At 45.1% G+C, this 16829-nt stretch carries 17 protein-coding genes; 13 read left to right on the forward strand and 4 right to left on the reverse strand.

Features of this window, described 5'->3' with window-relative positions:
- The 4 genes from HY035_01470 to atpE all read left to right on the forward strand — a co-directional run.
- A partial coding sequence (locus tag HY035_01470; protein ID MBI3377059.1) for a tyrosine-type recombinase/integrase occupies positions 1 to 169 on the forward strand: 169 nt, incomplete at its 5' end.
- On the forward strand, positions 169 to 1119 hold the full coding sequence (gene prmC / locus HY035_01475; protein MBI3377060.1) for a peptide chain release factor N(5)-glutamine methyltransferase: 951 nt from the start codon (positions 169 to 171) through the stop codon (positions 1117 to 1119). The genes HY035_01470 and prmC, both read left to right, overlap by 1 nt.
- A gap of 248 nt (positions 1120 to 1367) precedes the next feature.
- Positions 1368 to 2063, forward strand: coding sequence for a F0F1 ATP synthase subunit A (gene atpB, locus HY035_01480; GenBank protein MBI3377061.1), 696 nt, complete (start codon positions 1368 to 1370; stop codon positions 2061 to 2063).
- A gap of 32 nt (positions 2064 to 2095) precedes the next feature.
- Entirely contained in the window at positions 2096 to 2440 is a 345-nt protein-coding gene (gene atpE / locus HY035_01485; protein MBI3377062.1) for an ATP synthase F0 subunit C, read from the forward strand.
- A gap of 61 nt (positions 2441 to 2501) precedes the next feature.
- Here the strand turns inward: atpE and HY035_01490 are convergent, their stop codons facing one another.
- The 4 genes from HY035_01490 to HY035_01505 are packed head-to-tail and all read right to left on the reverse strand — an operon-like array spanning position 2502 to position 5723.
- Positions 2502 to 2939, reverse strand: a complete 438-nt coding sequence (locus HY035_01490; protein ID MBI3377063.1) for an FAD synthase — start codon at positions 2937 to 2939, stop codon at positions 2502 to 2504.
- Positions 2929 to 3585, reverse strand: coding sequence for a glycerophosphodiester phosphodiesterase (locus HY035_01495; GenBank protein MBI3377064.1), 657 nt, complete (start codon positions 3583 to 3585; stop codon positions 2929 to 2931). The genes HY035_01490 and HY035_01495 overlap by 11 nt, the downstream gene beginning before the upstream one ends.
- Entirely contained in the window at positions 3563 to 4549 is a 987-nt protein-coding gene (dusB, locus tag HY035_01500; protein MBI3377065.1) for a tRNA dihydrouridine synthase DusB, read from the reverse strand. The genes HY035_01495 and dusB overlap by 23 nt, the downstream gene beginning before the upstream one ends.
- Positions 4550 to 4574: 25 nt before the next feature.
- Positions 4575 to 5723 (reverse strand): class I SAM-dependent RNA methyltransferase, encoded by a 1149-nt coding sequence (locus HY035_01505; protein MBI3377066.1) that lies wholly within the window; start codon positions 5721 to 5723, stop codon positions 4575 to 4577.
- Between the two features lie 300 nt (positions 5724 to 6023).
- On the opposite strand from HY035_01505, the gene HY035_01510 reads away from it, so the two are divergent.
- From HY035_01510 to qmoC, 9 genes are all read left to right on the forward strand, one after another.
- Positions 6024 to 6356 carry a hypothetical protein gene (locus HY035_01510; GenBank protein MBI3377067.1) on the forward strand — a complete coding sequence of 111 codons (333 nt, stop codon included), beginning with the start codon at positions 6024 to 6026 and terminating at the stop codon, positions 6354 to 6356.
- 51 nt (positions 6357 to 6407) lie between these two features.
- Complete coding sequence (locus tag HY035_01515) at positions 6408 to 7028, forward strand: XTP/dITP diphosphatase (protein MBI3377068.1); 621 nt, start codon at positions 6408 to 6410, stop codon at positions 7026 to 7028.
- A gap of 267 nt (positions 7029 to 7295) precedes the next feature.
- Complete coding sequence (locus HY035_01520) at positions 7296 to 7943, forward strand: adenylate kinase (protein MBI3377069.1); 648 nt, start codon at positions 7296 to 7298, stop codon at positions 7941 to 7943.
- Between the two features lie 35 nt (positions 7944 to 7978).
- The gene (gene sat, locus HY035_01525; protein MBI3377070.1) at positions 7979 to 9178 is read left to right on the forward strand and encodes a sulfate adenylyltransferase; all 1200 of its coding nucleotides are present in this window, start codon (positions 7979 to 7981) and stop codon (positions 9176 to 9178) included.
- 198 nt (positions 9179 to 9376) lie between these two features.
- Positions 9377 to 9817: an adenylyl-sulfate reductase subunit beta gene (gene aprB, locus HY035_01530; protein ID MBI3377071.1), complete on the forward strand. Its 441-nt coding sequence runs from the start codon at positions 9377 to 9379 to the stop codon at positions 9815 to 9817.
- Positions 9818 to 9829: 12 nt separating this feature from the next.
- On the forward strand, positions 9830 to 11809 hold the full coding sequence (locus HY035_01535; GenBank protein ID MBI3377072.1) for an adenylyl-sulfate reductase subunit alpha: 1980 nt from the start codon (positions 9830 to 9832) through the stop codon (positions 11807 to 11809).
- Between the two features lie 237 nt (positions 11810 to 12046).
- Positions 12047 to 13312 (forward strand): CoB--CoM heterodisulfide reductase iron-sulfur subunit A family protein, encoded by a 1266-nt coding sequence (locus tag HY035_01540; GenBank protein ID MBI3377073.1) that lies wholly within the window; start codon positions 12047 to 12049, stop codon positions 13310 to 13312.
- Between the two features lie 2 nt (positions 13313 to 13314).
- Positions 13315 to 15540 carry an FAD-dependent oxidoreductase gene (locus tag HY035_01545; protein MBI3377074.1) on the forward strand — a complete coding sequence of 742 codons (2226 nt, stop codon included), beginning with the start codon at positions 13315 to 13317 and terminating at the stop codon, positions 15538 to 15540.
- Between the two features lie 92 nt (positions 15541 to 15632).
- The gene (gene qmoC, locus HY035_01550) at positions 15633 to 16784 is read left to right on the forward strand and encodes a quinone-interacting membrane-bound oxidoreductase complex subunit QmoC (protein MBI3377075.1); all 1152 of its coding nucleotides are present in this window, start codon (positions 15633 to 15635) and stop codon (positions 16782 to 16784) included.
- The last annotated feature ends 45 nt before the right edge of the window (positions 16785 to 16829 follow it).

Raw genomic sequence — 16829 nt, forward strand, 5'->3', positions numbered from 1 at the left:
CAGACACAGCTTCGCCACGCATCTGCTTCAGAGCGGCGTCAACATCAGGGAGGTGCAGAGCCTTCTCGGACACAAGAATGTCGAGACGACTATGATTTACACTCATGTCTTGCGCGACATGTCTAATGCGCCACAAAGCCCGCTTGATGCCCTTTACGGAAATAAATAATGACTGCCATTGACAAAATAAAAGAGATTTCGGCTTTTCTTAAATCTCAAGGCATTGATGATGCGCATAAGGAATCGGAAATCATCGTCACTCATTGTCTTGGCATAGATAAGGCATTGCTCTACAGAGACAATCCTGTGCTTTCCGAAAAAAATGTAAAGGAGATTAATGCTGTTCTTCAGAAGCGCGCTAAGAGAGAGCCGCTGCAATATATCCTCGGCTATGTAGAGTTCTATGGATTAAAGATAAAAGTCGGGAAAGGAGTTCTTATTCCAAGGCCTGAGACAGAATTGCTGGCAGAAGAGGTTATCAAAGCAGTTGAGAGTTATAAGTTAAAAGTTAAAAGTGAAAAAGAAATACTCAACTCCAAACTCCAAACTCCATACTCTAAACTGCGAGTTCTCGACTTGTGCACAGGAAGCGGATGCCTTGCGCTTGCGCTTGCAAAGCGCTTTCCTGATGCCGAGGTGTACGGGACTGACATATCAAAAGATGCAATAAGGTACGCAAATGAGAATGCAAGGCTTAACGATATAATGAATGTAACATTTCTTAACGGCTCACTATTCGAGCCGTTAAGTCAACTTTTAACTCATAACTCTTCACTTTTAACTTTTGATGTGATTGTATCAAACCCCCCGTATATCAGAAGCGGTGACATAGCGAATCTTCAGCCTGAGATAAAGAAGTGGGAGCCGAGGAGTGCGCTTGACGGCGGCGAGGACGGGCTTGACTATTACAGAGCGATACTTTCAGAGGCGCCGAAATACTTAACCCCTCCTTGCCCCTCCTTGCCAAGGGGGGGATGGGGGGGTGGAGTTATCTTCCTTGAAATAGGAGAAGGGCAGTCAGAGGAAGTGTCAGTGATTGCCATGCAGAACGGCTTCTGTAATATCTCTGTGATTAAAGACTATGCAGGCATAGAGAGAATCATAGTGTGCTGTCCCTAACAATTCTGTACACTGTCATTGCGAGGGACAGAGTCCTGAAGCAATCTCAAAACGAGATTCTTCGCTTTGCTCTGAATGACAAGTAGAGCAAAGTTATTTATGGGACAGCACAATAGCTGCAAGCGCATTATAGATCCATAAATTTTTTATATAACCTATAGCTTGCTAAATCCTTGACTTTGAATCGGAATTTTAATTAAGATAGCAACGATTTTCCCTGTAGCCTATGACTTGTAGAGGAGGCTTTTATGGCAGCTGGCATGCACGAAGTGCTTTTAATGGATGTGATTGTTGATCCCAACAAGATTTCCCATAATGTTACTTACGCAGTCCTGGCGTCTGTCATTCTTATAACATCTGCGCTTGTCATCAGGCGTTCTCTCAGAATGGTGCCGACAGGCTTTCAAAATTTTATTGAGGTAGTTGTTGAGACATTCCTTAAACTCTCAGAAGAAAACATAGGGCATCACTGGGGCAGGACCCTTTTCCCTTTGATTGGCACATTGTTTATGTTTATACTCATTTGCAATTTTATGGGTCTTATCCCCGGATTTGCTTCTCCTACAAGCAACATAAATACAAATGCAGCGATGGCTATCCCTGTGTTTCTGGCAACGCATTATTACGGGATTAAGGTTCACGGAATAAAATACCTAAATCATTTCCTTGGTCCAATTCGTTCTATTTTTGCGCTGCCCTTAATGCTACTTATGTTCATAATCGAATTTATCGGCCATCTTGTAAGGCCCATTACCCTCTCGGTAAGGCTTTTCGGAAACATGGTGGCAAAACATATACTCTTAGGTGTGCTTGCTGTATTGGCTCCGTGGATAATTCCAACGCTCATACTCGCATTGGGCACACTCGTAAGTCTTATACAGGCATTTGTCTTTGCCCTTCTAACCACTTTATATCTTGCCGGAGCTGTTGAAGAAGGGCATTAAATACGAGTTTTAGAAGAAAGGAGGAATAAGTGATGAGAAAAATAATCTCTGTAATTTTAATGGCGCTAACCTTTGTCTGTCTGTTTGCTCCGTTTGTTTTTGCAGAAGAGGCAAAGGTTGCAGCATCTGGAGATTCTTCTGTTAAGGCAATGGCTGCATTGGCAGCAGGACTTGCAATAGGTATTGCAGCATTGGGCACAGGTATTGGCCAGGGCATCGGTCTGAGCAAGGCATGTGAAGGCGCAGCAAGGAACCCCGGCGCAGCCGGAAAGATTCAGCTCCTTCTTATCATCGGTCTTGCGATGATAGAGTCTCTGGCAATCTATGCGCTGCTCGTGGCATTGGGTATTCTGATCAACCAGAAGCTCTTCTTCTAAAAAAGAAAACTGATTAGTTTAAAAGGGCTCGCCCCCCGATAATATCGGGACGAGCCCTTTTTTATTTTGTCTTTGCCCTGTAATATGACGACTTGTATTTATCGGGCTTGAATGGCTTAAGGCGGACTATTTTGCACTCGGGAAGTCTCTCTTTAATCTTTTCCTCTGAAACCCTCTGGTCGTAGCCAAGGGCGATGATATCCGGTTTTAAATTCTCCAATATTTTAAAAATATCTTTATCCGTATATCCGAGTATGGCCTTATCCGGAATGCCTGTTTTTTCGACGCTCTCCCTGCGCTCATTTTCATTATGCTCCGGAAGTATGTTCTTTATGTGCCTGACATTCTCATCACGGGCAACAATAACAACGAGTTCATCTCCAAGAACCTTTGCCTGTTTCAAGAAGTTGGCATGCCCCAGATGGAGATGGTCGAACGTCCCGGCGCATACAACGAGTTTTTTTTTCAAAGATTCCTCCCTAACCCTTTTACAAAACATCCGGTTTGTCGCTTGCAATTCCGTCAACGCCTTTGGCGCGGTATTCTTTTGCCTCTTCTTTTGTATTAATCGTCCAGACAATTACCTTGAGGTTTTTCTTATGCGCGTCTTCAATGTTTTTAGTATGAGTAAACCTATAAAGGGCAACGAGGTACTGAGTCTTTAATTTTAAGGCTGAAGCAATGGGGTTCTTGTGCCTTGCATAGATGAGTCCAGTCTCAATCTTGCTGTCCAGTCTTCTGATTTCAGAGAGCGCCTCTTCATGGAACGAGACAATGATTGCGCGGTCCAGGAGTTTTTCTTTCTTTATAACCGCAAGGACTTTCTTTTCATAACCTGTTTCTTTTAGCTCAATGAGAATCCTCTCTACCTTTTCCCCGATGAATTGCAACGCCTCTTCAAGGGTCGGGATTCTGTTTTCCGTGAGATGCTTTAGTTCTTTTAATGGCGAAGCATTTAACTCAATGTCCTTTCCAAACACTCTTTTCAGATTGTCGTCGTGAAAGACAATGAGCTTTCCGTCCTTTGTTGCCCTCACGTCAAATTCAATGGCATTTACGCCAAGCTCAATAGCCCTTTTAAAACTATCAAGGGTGTTCTCAATCTCGTAGGCCCTTGCTCCCCTATGCCCGACTTTTAGAAACATAATCCTCCTCCACTTCTTCTATCAACTCTTGCATATCTTCTTTGGTTGCCGCATTAAATGCTTTCATTTTCAGCATTTTTACCGGCATCCCCTTTGTATACCATCCAAAGAATTTCCTAAAACGCAGGACTCCTCTTTCCTCGCCGTGGAATGAGATAGTTAGAGCAAGATGTTTTTGCATTGTTTGAGTAATCTCCTGAGCAGAAGGACTTAAAGGCGCCGAACCTTTTTTCAGAAACTCTTCTGTTTCCCTGAATATCCATGGATTGCCGAGAGCGCCTCGCGCCACTGCCACGCCGTCACAGCCGGTCTCATCAAAAAGTTTTCTGATTAGTTCCGGTGAGAGCGCATCACCGCTGGCTATTACAGGTATTTGAACGGACTCTTTTACCTCTCTTATTATGTCGTAATCTACTTTTCCCCTGTATGCCTGCTGCCTGGTTCTGCCGTGTATAATGAGGGCTTTAACGCCGGCATCCTGTGCGCGGAGCGCAGTCTCGGATGCATTGACAGATGATCCATCCCAGCCGGAGCGTATCTTTACGGTGACGGGCCTGTCTGTATTTTCTACGATTATCTTCAGGATTTTCTGCAGCCTCAGAGGTTCCATGAGAAGCCCTGCGCCTTCGCCTCTTGATACAACCTTGCTTACGGGGCATGCCGCATTGAAATCTATTATATCGAACGCATATCCGGATACAATATCAACAGCCCTTCTGATAACATCCGGATTGGCTCCGAGAAGCTGGACCCCCAATGGCCTGTCATCAACTGTCGTAGAAAGGTTTTTCAGCGTGGTTGCATTTTTTCTCACAAGCGAGCCGGCGCTTATCATCTCTGTGAATGCCAGTTCACACCCGAAAGACCTGTTAATCAGACGGAAAGGCAGGTCGCTTATCCCCGCCATGGGAGCAAGCGCCAATGGAGAACGGCTGTTTATTTTTATGTGTCCGATTGAAAGCATGGCTGTTTATTATACATTAGACGGATTATGGCTTCCTGCTTCCTTCATACAACTCGTATTCCAGCAGCCTGCATTCAATACTGCCGTTAAAGAACTGTATGCGCCTCTTTGCCTTAAGTCCAACTTTTTTCGCGAGGTCAAGATTTCCCGTGAATATGCAGCCTGTATATCCCTTGCACCTCTGTTTGAAAAAATCGCCTATTCCCTCGTATGTATCCTTTAGAGCTTCTTCCTCTCCCATCCTCTCTCCATATTCAGGATTCAGTATAACTACCCCTCCTCCTTCAGGAACCGGTGTTTCTCTGAAATCGCAGATATGAAACTCGATGAGGTGTGCAACGCCTGCTGTCTCTGCATTATTTTTTGCAGCATCTATAGCCTTACTGCTTACGTCAGATGCTATTATCCTGAAGTCAAGCCGCTTTTTTATTGAGGACTTTGCGTTTTCCCTTAAGCGTTCCCATGATTCCTCTTTAAATTCTTTTATATGCATAAAGCCGAAGTTGTCCCTGAGAAGGCCCGGCGGCCTGTTCAGAGCAATGAGGCTGGCCTCTATAGCGAGTGTTCCGCTTCCGCACATGGGGTTTATGAAATTCCCTTTCCCGCTCCATCCTGTTGCCATGATAACAGCGGCAGCGAGAGTCTCCTGCATCGGCGCCCTAAATGGGATTTTCCTGTATCTCCTTTTGGACAGGGGCTCGCCGGAAGTATCTATATATATGCTGCAATCTTTATTTCCCCAGTAAAGGTGGATAACTGCACTGTCCCTCAGCGGGCCCGAGTCAGGCCTCCTTCCGAACTTCTCTGACATCCTGTCCACTATCGCATCTTTACACTTAAGGTTTGGATATCTTGTATCGCTTATTGTTGAGTTTTTAACCGATGATGTTACGCATACATATCCATCCTCATGAAGATAATCCTCCCATGGTATTTTTTTGACCTCAGCGTAAAGTTCTTCGGGATCAGATGCATGAAAATCCCTGATGTGATAGAGGACCCTGTGGCCTGTTCTTAAAAAAAGGTTAAGCCTCATTGTATCTTCCATCAGACCTTCAGTTTCAACCCATGAAACAGAATCGGATTTTACAGGGAATTCAAGTCTCAGGATTTCTTCCTTAAGGTATGGAGAAATTCCCTTGGGGCATGTTATGAGAATCCTTGCCTTCTTCATCTTAAGTCACGAAGTTTTAAAAAAGAGATGGCGTTATGGTGTAAAAGTTCAAAGGGCAAGGCTTGCTTCTGAGTGTTGAGCCATGATGCCCCTGCGTTTGTTTCATGGATTTTTTTGGTTATAAATTTCTCTATTTTCATGACAGCCGCTGTAAGAGTATTTTGTAAAAACATTTAAAAAAATGCAATATAGCTTGAAGCCTGATGCGTTATCAATCTATAATATCACGCTGTCACATAAGAAAAACAAAAGTATCAAAGTGTCAGAGCGCAGAAGTTTAATAATGCCTTGGGGGAATCAATGGAGATTAGTGTCAGCATCGGTGATGCTTCAATATCTATTGCCGTTGAAAATCCATTCCATATTGATCTGGATTTTGTTGCAGGACGGATAGAGTCCTTTTGTTCCTCAAAAGGAGCAACTCTTAACGGCATCAATGTAAGAGGGCTAATCCCGAGAATGATAAAGGGCGTTGCGGGGTGTGAGAGAGGATGTCCTGCTGATGCAAAGGAGTTTGTCCACAGAGGGCTTAAGGAGTTCAGCCTTGCCTATGTTGAAGGCGGCATTCTTACGGCAAAGGCAGTGATTGGCAATAATAAAGAGCTTTCAATCAAGATGTTTCCTGATTTTTAGGGAAGCCCTGTTTTTTGGTTAAGTGGGCTGAGAATCTTTGAGGGGATGGACATGGATATAGTCCTTGCAACAAGAAATAAGAAAAAGGTTGAAGAGATAAAGAGGATTGTCAGGGATATGCCTGTCACAATTTATACCCTTGATGACTTTCCCGGATGCCCTGAAGTTGAGGAAGACGGAAAGACCTTTGAGGAAAATGCCGTGAAGAAGGCAAGGGCTGTTTCAAAATATACGAAGATGCCTGCCCTTGCCGATGATTCAGGGCTTGAGGTTTACGCCTTGGGCGGAGCGCCCGGAGTTTTCTCTGCAAGGTATGCGGGAGAAGGCGCAGACGACAGAAATAATCTTGAAAAGCTCCTGAAGGAAATGAGTTCGCTGCCTGATGATAAAAGAGGTGCGCGCTTTGTATGCGTAATAGCTCTGGCATTTTCTGGCAGCAGGGTGGAGACATTTTCAGGATATGCTGAGGGGTTGATAGGGAAGGAGACAAAAGGGGCTAACGGGTTTGGATACGACCCTGTTTTTTATCCAAAAGGGCATGAAATGACATTTGCCGAGATGTCTGATAAGGAAAAAGACCTTCTCAGCCACAGGGGCAAAGCCATTGGAAAACTTCAGGAATATCTTGCACACGGCAGACAATCATACCACAAGCAGCACAGAGAACAATGAGAATTACCCCGCCCCCATCCCCCTCCCTCAAGGGGAGCGGGTGAGGGGGATGGTGAAACATTACAATTATAAGAAAAATTAATATAATAATTTTTATTTTTTTCTTGAAAAAACCCCGATATTTAGAATAGTATGTAACGCTTACAAGGACTGCTTAAATTTTTTAGAAAGTCCTGCATTAGATACAGGCAGTTATTTTTGTTAGGTTTTTTATTTTATGTTGGGTTTAAGTTAGCTGACAGCAGAGGGAAATAAAGGGGGTAAGGTATGAGGATAGTATTGTTAGGTGCGCCTGGCGCGGGCAAAGGGACTCAGGCTAAGAAGCTTATTGACAAATACGGGATTCCGCAGATTTCAACAGGCGATATCTTAAGGCAGAATGTAGCGGAGGGCACACCGCTCGGCAAAGAGGCAAAGTCCTATATGGACAAAGGAGAGTTGGTGCCTGACAGTGTAGTTTTGGGTCTTGTGGAGGACAGGCTTAAAAAGGATGACTGCAAAAAGGGCTATATCCTTGACGGTTTTCCGAGAAATACTGCCCAGGCAGAGACGCTGGATAAAATATTGGCGTCGCTCGGCATGTCACTGACAGGCGCGGTGAGCGTGAATGTCCCGAAAGAGGACCTTATGAAGAGGCTCACAGGCAGGAGGACCTGCAAGGGATGCGGGCAGATGTACAATGTATATTTTTCTCCTTCAAAGAACGAAAGCGTTTGCGACAAGTGCGGCGGAGCGCTTTTCCATAGGGATGACGATAAAGAGGAGACAATTAAGAGAAGGCTTGATGTTTATGAGGCCCAGACAGCGCCGCTCATAGACTATTACAAAAAAAACGGGATTTTAAAATCTGTTACGGGTGTCGGAAGCATTGATGAGATATTCAGCAAGGTTTGCAGCGCATTGGGCGCAAAGTAGATAAAATTAATTTTTAAATTTTCAAGGAGGAAAGAATGGCATTAATTAAACCACATGGGTCAGACAAACTAAATCCACTATTTGTATATGACACGGCTGAAAATGAAGCCCTGCAGAAAGAAGCTAAAGGTCTGGCTTCGATTGTTGTGAGCTCAGCTACTGCAGCTAATGCAGTTATGCTGGGTGGTGGTTACTTCAACCCATTAACAGGCTACATGAATAAAGCTGATGCCCTATCTGTTGCTACAGATATGAAAACAACATCCGGTTTGTTCTGGCCTACTCCAGTTTTAAACTTGGCTAAAGCTGCAGGCTCAATCAAAGCGGGCGAACGCATTGCACTGAAAGATCCAAATGTCGAAGGCCATCCTGTACTGGCCGTTATGGATGTAAAAGCGGTTGAAGAATTCAGCGATGCAGAGATGGCGCTGATGTCTGAAAAAGTTTACCGTCCCAGGCTTCCTGAAGCACATCCGGGTGTTGAAGCCTTTAACGCTCAGGGTAAAGTTTGTCTGTCAGGTCCAATCAAAGTATTAAACTTCTCTTACTTCCAGGATGAATTCCCGGACACTTTCCGTACTGCAGTTGAAATTCGTAACGAAATCAATGAGCGCGGCTGGAAGAAAGTTGTTGCTTTCCAGACTCGTAACCCAATGCATCTGGCTCACGAAGAACTATGTCACATGGCAATGAAGCGCTTAGGTTGTGATGGTCTGGTTATTCACATGTTACTTGGTAAATTGAAAAAAGGAGATATACCGGCGCCTGTTCGTGATGCTGCGATCCGTAAAATGGTTGAGCTGTACTTCCCAAAAAACAGTGCAATGATTACCGGTTACGGTTTTGATATGCTTTATGCCGGTCCACGCGAAGCTGTATTGCACGCCATATTCCGTCAGAACATGGGTGCAACTCACTTCATTGTTGGCCGTGACCATGCGGGTGTTGGTGATCACTACGGTGCATTCGATGCTCAAACTATCTTTGATAATGAGGTGCCTGCCGGTGCGCTGAAAATTGAAATCTTCAAAGCTGACCACACTGCATACTCGAAGAAACTGAACAAGGTTATGATGATGTGTGAAGCGCCTGATCATAAAAAAGAAGACTTTGTTCTGCTTTCAGGTACAAAAGTTCGTGAAATGTTAGGCAAGGGTATTGCACCACCTAAAGAATTCTCACGTCCTGAAGTGGCTGAAATTCTGATTAAGTATTATCAGAGTCTTGAAAAATAGATTGTTGAGATAAAGGTTCACAAGTATTCAGAAGGCGTATAAGAATAATAGTGTCAGTGGTTAGTGTCAGTAAGCTTTATCACTGACACAGACACTATAAACTTAATGAGAAGGGGGTGAAGGAACAAGTTAGAGATTCACGGTTTTAGACTAAAGCCGATTTTGTATTAAAAACAATATCACTGAAGGAGGTTGAAAATGCCGAGTTTTGTAATCACAGAAAAGTGTGATGGTTGTAAGGCTCAGGATAAGACAGCATGCCAGTATATCTGCCCCAATGACCTGATGACTCTGAACAGGGATCTGATGAAGGCTTACAATCAGGAGCCTGACCAGTGCTGGGAATGCTACAGCTGCGTAAAGATATGCCCTCAGCAGGCTATGGAGGTAAGGGGTTACGCTGATTTTGTTCCCCTCGGAGGCAATGTTATCCCTCTGAGAGGTTCAGACTCAATCATGTGGACAATTAAATTCAGGAACGGGAAACTTAAGAGGTTTAAATTCCCTATAAGGACTACCCCTGAGGGTTCGGTAGAGCCGTACAAGGGGAAACCGGAAGCAAATATCGCAAACATTAAGAAGCCTGGCTTCTTTACACATCAGGGTGCAGGCAAGACGATGCCTCTCCCCAAGAAATAAGGAGGTGTGCTAATGGAAAAAGAAAGTTGCACGTTTTCGTATTGTCAAAAGCCGGAAATTGTTGAGCATGAGACAGATATTCTTGTCATAGGCGGCGGAATGTCAGCATGCGGTTCTGCTTTTGAGGCGGCAAGATGGGCCAACCCGCAGAAGATGAGGATTACAATGGTTGATAAGGCAGCAACTGACAGAAGCGGCGCAGTTGCAATGGGCCTTTCTGCTATCAATACATATATGGGCGAGAATGATCCCGCTGACTACGTCAAATACGTAAGAGCCGACCTCATGGGCATAACAAGGGAAGACCTTGTTTATGACCTCGGCAGGCATGTTGATGACAGCGTCCATAATTTTGAAGATTGGGGACTTCCAGTATGGAAGAAAGCTCCGGACGGGCACACAATGGACGGCGCTCAGGAAGCTCCAAAACTTTCAGAGGGCGGAAAACCTGTAAGGTCAGGCAAGTGGCAGATAATGATCAATGGTGAATCCTACAAAGTCCTTGTTGCAGAGGCAGCGAAAGCAGCTTTGAAGACAAACAGGGAGGCAACCGGCGTTGCAGAGAACCATTTTGAGAGGGTTTTCATAGTGAAACTCCTCCTTGATGAAAAAGTTCCCAACAGGATTGCCGGCGCAGTAGGATTCAGCGTAAGAGAAAATAAAGTTTATATATTCAGAGCCAAAACAATACTCCTCGGTGCCGGCGGCGCAGTTAACGTATTCAGGCCAAGGTCTGTAGCAGAAGGACAGGGCAGGGCTTGGTATCCTGTATGGAACTCAGGCTCAGGATACGCTCTCGGTATTCAGGCCGGAGCAGAGCTTACCATGATGGAGAACAGGTTCGTTCCTGCCAGATTTAAGGACGGATACGGCCCTGTCGGCGCATGGTTCCTCTTCTTTAAGGCAAAGTCAACAAATGCTTATGGAGAGGACTATTGCGTAGGCGAGAACTTTGAATCAACAAAGAAGCTCTACAGCCCTTATGCAGAGAAGATGGGAACTGCCATCAGAAACCACATGATGATGCTGGACATGAAGGCTGGCAAAGGACCGATTTTTATGCAAACTGCTCAGGCGATGGCAGAGCTTGGAAAGACAATGGATGCAAAACAGATTAAGCACCTTGAGGCAGAGGCATGGGAAGACTTCCTTGATATGTGTATTGGTCAGGCAGGTGTATGGGCTGGTATGAACATTGCGCCTGACGAGACGCCTTCCGAGATTATGCCTACAGAGCCATATCTCTTGGGTTCGCATGCCGGCTGTGCAGGTTTCTGGACCAGCGGCCCTGCAGATGTTATTGAGGCAACAGGCGCGCCAAAGGAATGGGACTGGGGCTATAACAGGATGTCAACAGTTAACGGTCTCTTTATGATGGGCGACATCTGCGGCGCATCAGGCCACAAGTTCTCATCAGGCTCACATGCTGAAGGAAGAATCGCGGCAAAGAGCGGAATTGCCTTTATCCTTGACAACAAGGATTTCAAGCCGACAGTGACAAAGTCAGCTGATGAGCTCGCAGCAGAGATATACATGCCGTTTGAAACATACGAGAAATATAAAACATATTCGACAGCTCCTGAGGTTAACCCCAACTACATTAAGCCGAAGATGCTTCAGGCAAGGATGCAGAAGATTGCTGATGAGTATTTTGGCGGAACCTCAACATGGTATATGACCAGTGCAACAATGCTTAAAGAGGGGTTAAAGCTGCTTGCAATGCTCAAGGAAGATGCAGCCAAGTCCGGCGCAAAAGACCTTCATGAGCTTATGAGGGCCTGGGAGAATTACCACAGAATATGGTCAATCGAGGCGCATGCAAGACACATACAGTTCAGGGAAGAGACAAGATACCCCGGTTATTACTATAGGGGCGACTACCTTGCAATCAATGACAAGGACTGGAAGTGCTTTGTAAACTCCAAGTACGATCCTGCAACAGGCGACTGGAAGTGCTTCAAGAAAGAGTACAAACAATTAATACCTGATTAATCAGGCAAAAAGGGGCGGAAGAAATCTCCGCCCCTTTTTAAATTAAGAAAAGTTAAAAGTTAAGAGTTAAGGACTGAGAGCTGAGAGCTATCAGCTAATAGCTCTCAGCTTTTAACTTTGAAATAAACAAAACCAGGTCGTCATTCCCCGACTTGATCGGGGAATCCAGAGGAATAAAGACTGGATTCCGCATCAAGTGCGGAATGACAAAACTAATGTGTTTTTTGGGAGGATTAAATGGCAGACGGAAAAACTATCTTAGTTATCGGCGGAGGCATGAGCGGATTGACTGCTGCTATTGAGGCGGCAGAAGCCGGCAACAACGCTGTTATAGTTGAAAAGACCCCTTTTTTAGGCGGCAGGGTTGCACAGCTTAATAAGTACTTTCCGAAGTTATGCCCTCCAAACTGCGGACTTGAGATAAATTTCAAAAGGATGAAAAACAATGCAGATGTAACTTTTTACACCCTTGCGGAAGTTGAAAAGATCTCAGGCGAGGAAGGGAATTACGATGTGGCCATAAAGGTTAAGCCGCGGTATGTGAATGACAAGTGTGTCGGCTGCAATGCATGCTCTGAGGCATGTCCTGTTGAGATGCCGAATGAGTTTAATTTCGGCATGGATAAGACAAAGGCAGCATACATAGCGCACAATCAGGCGTTCCCTTTTAAATATGCGATAGATGACAGGCACTGTAAAGGAGCGTCATGCGCAAAATGCGTTGAGGCATGCAAATACGATGCTATTAAACTTGACATGAAACCCGAGACAGTTAATCTCAAGGTCGGCGCGATTGTAATGGCAACAGGCTGGGATTTATATGATGCTTCAAAGCTTGATATTCTCGGCGGCGGGAAAATTCAGAATGTAGTGACTAATATGCAGATGGAGAGGATTGCATCGCCGAACGGGCCTACGGCAGGAAAGATTCTCAGGCCGTCTGACGGGAAAGAGGTAAAAAACATAGCGTTTGTCCAGTGCGCGGGAAGCAGGGATGAAAACCATCTTCCATACTGTTCGTTTATATGCTGTATGGCTTCTCTGAAGCAGGCTACATATCTGAGAGAACAGTATCCTGATTCCAGGGCGCAGATATTCTATATAGATATCAGAACCCCGGGTAGGTATGAACAGTTCTACTGGAAGGTAAAGGATGACCCTAATGTTACCCTCACAAAAGGAAAGGTTGCAAAGATTACAGAAGACCCTTCCACAAAAGACGTGATTGTTGAGGCGGAAGATATAATGGCAGGGAAAAAGATAAAGGCTAAATTTGATATGGTTGTGCTTGCAGCAGGCATGGTGCCCTCAACAAAGAGCCAAACAAATAAAATATCAGAAGATATTTCATATACTCCCGACGGCTTTGTTATTCCGTCTTCTCTAAAAAAAGGAATCTACGCAGTCGGGACCTTAAAGAGCCCTGTTGATGTGGCAAAATCTGTTCAGGATGCGACAGGGGTTGCCATTAAGAGCATTCAGAGCGCAAGGAGGTCGAAATAATAATGGAGAAGAAATACGGTGTATATATATGCAAGGGCTGCGGAATTGAAAAGGCGATTGATATAGAGAAGCTTTCAAAAAATGCCGCCAAGGGAGCTAAACTTCCGGAAGAAACAGTGAAAAATCACCCGATACTTTGCAGTCCTGAAGGACTGCAATTAATAAAGAGCGATATTAAGGAAGGCACAAATACGATAGTCATAGCCGCATGCTCTCCCCGCGTGAAGTATGAAGAGTTTGATTTCCCCGGCACAATAACAGAGAGAGCCAACATCAGAGAATTGGTTGCATGGAGCCAGCGGCCCAACACAGAAGATACTCAGATGGCGGCAAATGATTATCTTAGGATGGGGATAATAAAAGTTCAGAAAGGAACTCTTCCTGAACCAAATGTGCTTGAGGATTTGAGTAAGGCAATACTGGTTGTCGGCGGAGGAATTTCAGGGCTTTCTGCAGCGCTTGAGGCAGCGAATGCGGGTTATCAGGTTGTTCTTGTTGAAAAAGAGGCTGAACTCGGAGGGTGGGCTGCAAAACTTTATAAAGAGGTTCCGAGACAATACCCCTATGAAAAGCTGGATGACCCGATTATCTTTAGCAAGATACAGGAAGTTGAGTCAAACCCCAATATAAAAGTGTTCAAGTCATCGGTAATTGAAAAGACAGACGGGCAGCCCGGGCTCCTGGATGTAACTATAAGAAATAACGGCACAAGCGAGACAATCAGGGTTGGGTCAGTTATTATGGCGTCAGGGTGGAAGCCGTATGATGCGGCAAAGCTCGGACATCTCGGATACGGCAAGCCTAATGTTATTACAAGCGTACAGATGGAGGAAATGGCAAAGAAGGGGAAAATCATTCGTCCTTCTGACGGCAAAGAGGCCAAAAAGGTCGCATTCATACAGTGCGCAGGTTCAAGGGACCCGAATCATCTTCCTTACTGTTCATCTTTCTGCTGCGCAACATCTCTGAAACAGGCAAAGTATGTCAGAGAGAAAAACAGCGATGCGATTGCAATGATATTTTACAAAGATATAAGGACGCCGGGACAGTCAGAGATTTTCTATAAAAATATGCAGAATGACCCCGGTGTTTTATTGACAAAGGCTGATGTTACGGGCATAAGCGATGCAGGAAACAGCAGCCTGTTTGTTGAGGCTGAGAATGCCCTGCTTGGAGAGAAAATAAAGGTTGAAGCCGACCTTGTTGTTCTTGCAATAGGGGTGGTGCCCGGCACGCGGGCACCGCAGGAATATCTTGACGGGCTTACAGAGGCTCAGAAAAAAGGCGATGATGCAAAGGCAAAATATCTGGAAGAAACTCCCAAACCTGAATTTATACTGAATCTTGACTACAGGCAGGGTCCTGAAATCCCTTCGCTTGAAGGCGCATACGGTTTTGCTGATTCCAATTTTATATGCTTCCAGTATGAGACAAGAAGGACTGGTATCTATGCGGCAGGCTGTGTAAGGCAGCCGATGAATATGTCAGAAGCGCAGCTTGATGCGGCAGGCACAGCAATGAAGGCAATCCAGTGCGTTGAGCATGTCGCAAAGGGCATAGCTGTTCATCCGAGGGCATGGGATATGACATATCCTGATGCAAATCTTTTGAAATGTACCGCATGTAAGAGGTGTACGGAAGAGTGTCCGTTCGGCGCCATAGAAGAGGATGCAAAAGGAATTCCTTCTTACAAGATTAACCGGTGCAGGCGCTGCGGCACATGCATGGGCGCATGTCCCGAGAGGATTGTTTCATTCAAAGACTACAGTGTTGACATGGTAGGCTCAATGATTAAGTCAATGGAAGTCCCTGATGAAGGGCTGAGGATAATTGCGCTTGCATGTGAAAACGACGCTTATCCCGCGCTTGACAGCGCAGCGATAAACAGGAAACAGCTTCATCCGAGCGTAAGGTTTATACCTGTAAGGTGTCTCGGGTCAACAAATCTTGTGTGGGTTGCGGATGCGTTCTCAAGGGGCATTGACGGGCTTATACTCCTTGGGTGTAAATATGGGGAGAACTATCAGTGCCATTTTATAAAAGGCAGCGAGCTTGCGAACTACCGTTTCAGCAAGATTCAGGAAACACTTGACAAGCTTCAGCTTGAGGCGGAAAGATGCCAGCTCATGCAGGTCACTATATCAGAATATGACAAGCTTCCTGATATGATTAATGATTTTGTGAAGGGGATAGAGAAAGTAGGCCCGAATCCGTTTAAAGGATTTTAGCTTAAGTGTAAAGTTCAAAGTTGAAAGTTATAAAAATTAACTCTTAACTTTTAATTCTTAACTTATAACTGTATTTTTTAGAGGAGGAGTCAATGACAGAACAGATTATTAAACCTGATTTGAATTTTATAAACGATGTTATCAGTTCCGGAGGAGAGTCTCTCAAGAAATGTTTTCAGTGCGCAACCTGCTCTGTTGTATGCAATGTGACGCCCGATGACAAGCCTTTCCCGAGAAAAGAGATGCTGCACGCACAGTGGGGGCTGAAAGATAAGCTTCTCAGCAATCCTGACATATGGCTCTGTCATCAGTGCAGCGACTGCACAGCATATTGTCCCAGAGGGGCAAAGCCGGGCGAAGTTCTCGGTGCGATAAGAAAACTGAGCCTTCAGGAGTTTTCGGTTCCCGGCGTTATGGCGAAAATGGTAAATCAGCCGAAGTTTCTTCTGCTGCTACTCGCAGTGCCTGCGCTGCTCTACATATTGTTTATTGCCGCCCAAGGTTTTTTCAGCGGTGTCAGCATACCTACGGAAGACGGAAAGATTGTTTACGGGAAATTCCTTTTTTCCCTATATTATGTCGACACGGTTTTTACCGCTACCGCTCTCTTTGCGGCGTTTAGTCTGTTCCTTGGGATTACAAAATACTGGAAGGCAATGAGCGCTGCTGCTCCGGCAAATAAGGGTTCCTTCGGCAAGGCTCTCATTGATACAATCAAGGAAATCCTCGGACATAACCGCTTCAGGAAGTGCGAGGTAACAAAGGGCAGGGCTATATCGCACATGCTGGTATTTTACAGCTTCATCGGTCTTTTTATAACCACAGTGCTGGCATTTGCAAAAGTTATCCCCGAGTATTTTGAACATTTCGGCGTTCCGATGCATGTAGACCCTTCGCTTCTGAGCGGTCTGACAGTCACATACAAAATAATAGGCAACATAAGCGCCGCTGCGCTGGTCATCGGCATTCTTTTGATAATGCTTAACAGGTTCAAAAATCAGGGGAAGGCCGGATTAGGCAGCTATTACGACTGGCTGTTTATCTCGCTTGTAGCCGGGGTCGGAGTTTCCGGACTGCTGGCCCAGTTCCTGAGAATGGCTAACACAGTGGCTGCTTACCCAACTTATGTAGTGCATCTTTGTCTGGTTTTTTTCCTTTTTGCTTATGCCCCGTTTTCAAAGATGGCGCATATGGTTTACAGGGCAACTGCAATGGTTTTCGCAAAGCAGGCAGGCAGGGAATAATAAATATTTTTATATGCAGAGCCGGGTTACCCTAAGGATTATATT

The organism is Nitrospirota bacterium (assembly GCA_016195565.1).
GTDB lineage: Bacteria > Nitrospirota > Thermodesulfovibrionia > Thermodesulfovibrionales > UBA1546 > UBA1546.

Coding starts and splice junctions, on each gene's coding strand:
- HY035_01490 (MBI3377063.1), bottom strand. CDS start 2,939: ATGTTTTGTAAAAGGGTTAGGGAGGAATCTTTGAAAAAAAAACTCGTT.
- HY035_01540 (MBI3377073.1), top strand. CDS start 12,047: ATGGCAGACGGAAAAACTATCTTAGTTATCGGCGGAGGCATGAGCGGA.
- HY035_01520 (MBI3377069.1), top strand. CDS start 7,296: ATGAGGATAGTATTGTTAGGTGCGCCTGGCGCGGGCAAAGGGACTCAG.
- HY035_01515 (MBI3377068.1), top strand. CDS start 6,408: ATGGATATAGTCCTTGCAACAAGAAATAAGAAAAAGGTTGAAGAGATA.
- HY035_01545 (MBI3377074.1), top strand. CDS start 13,315: ATGGAGAAGAAATACGGTGTATATATATGCAAGGGCTGCGGAATTGAA.
- HY035_01495 (MBI3377064.1), bottom strand. CDS start 3,585: ATGTTTCTAAAAGTCGGGCATAGGGGAGCAAGGGCCTACGAGATTGAG.
- prmC (MBI3377060.1), top strand. CDS start 169: ATGACTGCCATTGACAAAATAAAAGAGATTTCGGCTTTTCTTAAATCT.
- HY035_01510 (MBI3377067.1), top strand. CDS start 6,024: ATGGAGATTAGTGTCAGCATCGGTGATGCTTCAATATCTATTGCCGTT.
- aprB (MBI3377071.1), top strand. CDS start 9,377: ATGCCGAGTTTTGTAATCACAGAAAAGTGTGATGGTTGTAAGGCTCAG.
- dusB (MBI3377065.1), bottom strand. CDS start 4,549: ATGCTTTCAATCGGACACATAAAAATAAACAGCCGTTCTCCATTGGCG.
- atpE (MBI3377062.1), top strand. CDS start 2,096: ATGAGAAAAATAATCTCTGTAATTTTAATGGCGCTAACCTTTGTCTGT.
- HY035_01535 (MBI3377072.1), top strand. CDS start 9,830: ATGGAAAAAGAAAGTTGCACGTTTTCGTATTGTCAAAAGCCGGAAATT.
- qmoC (MBI3377075.1), top strand. CDS start 15,633: ATGACAGAACAGATTATTAAACCTGATTTGAATTTTATAAACGATGTT.
- sat (MBI3377070.1), top strand. CDS start 7,979: ATGGCATTAATTAAACCACATGGGTCAGACAAACTAAATCCACTATTT.
- atpB (MBI3377061.1), top strand. CDS start 1,368: ATGGCAGCTGGCATGCACGAAGTGCTTTTAATGGATGTGATTGTTGAT.
- HY035_01505 (MBI3377066.1), bottom strand. CDS start 5,723: ATGAAGAAGGCAAGGATTCTCATAACATGCCCCAAGGGAATTTCTCCA.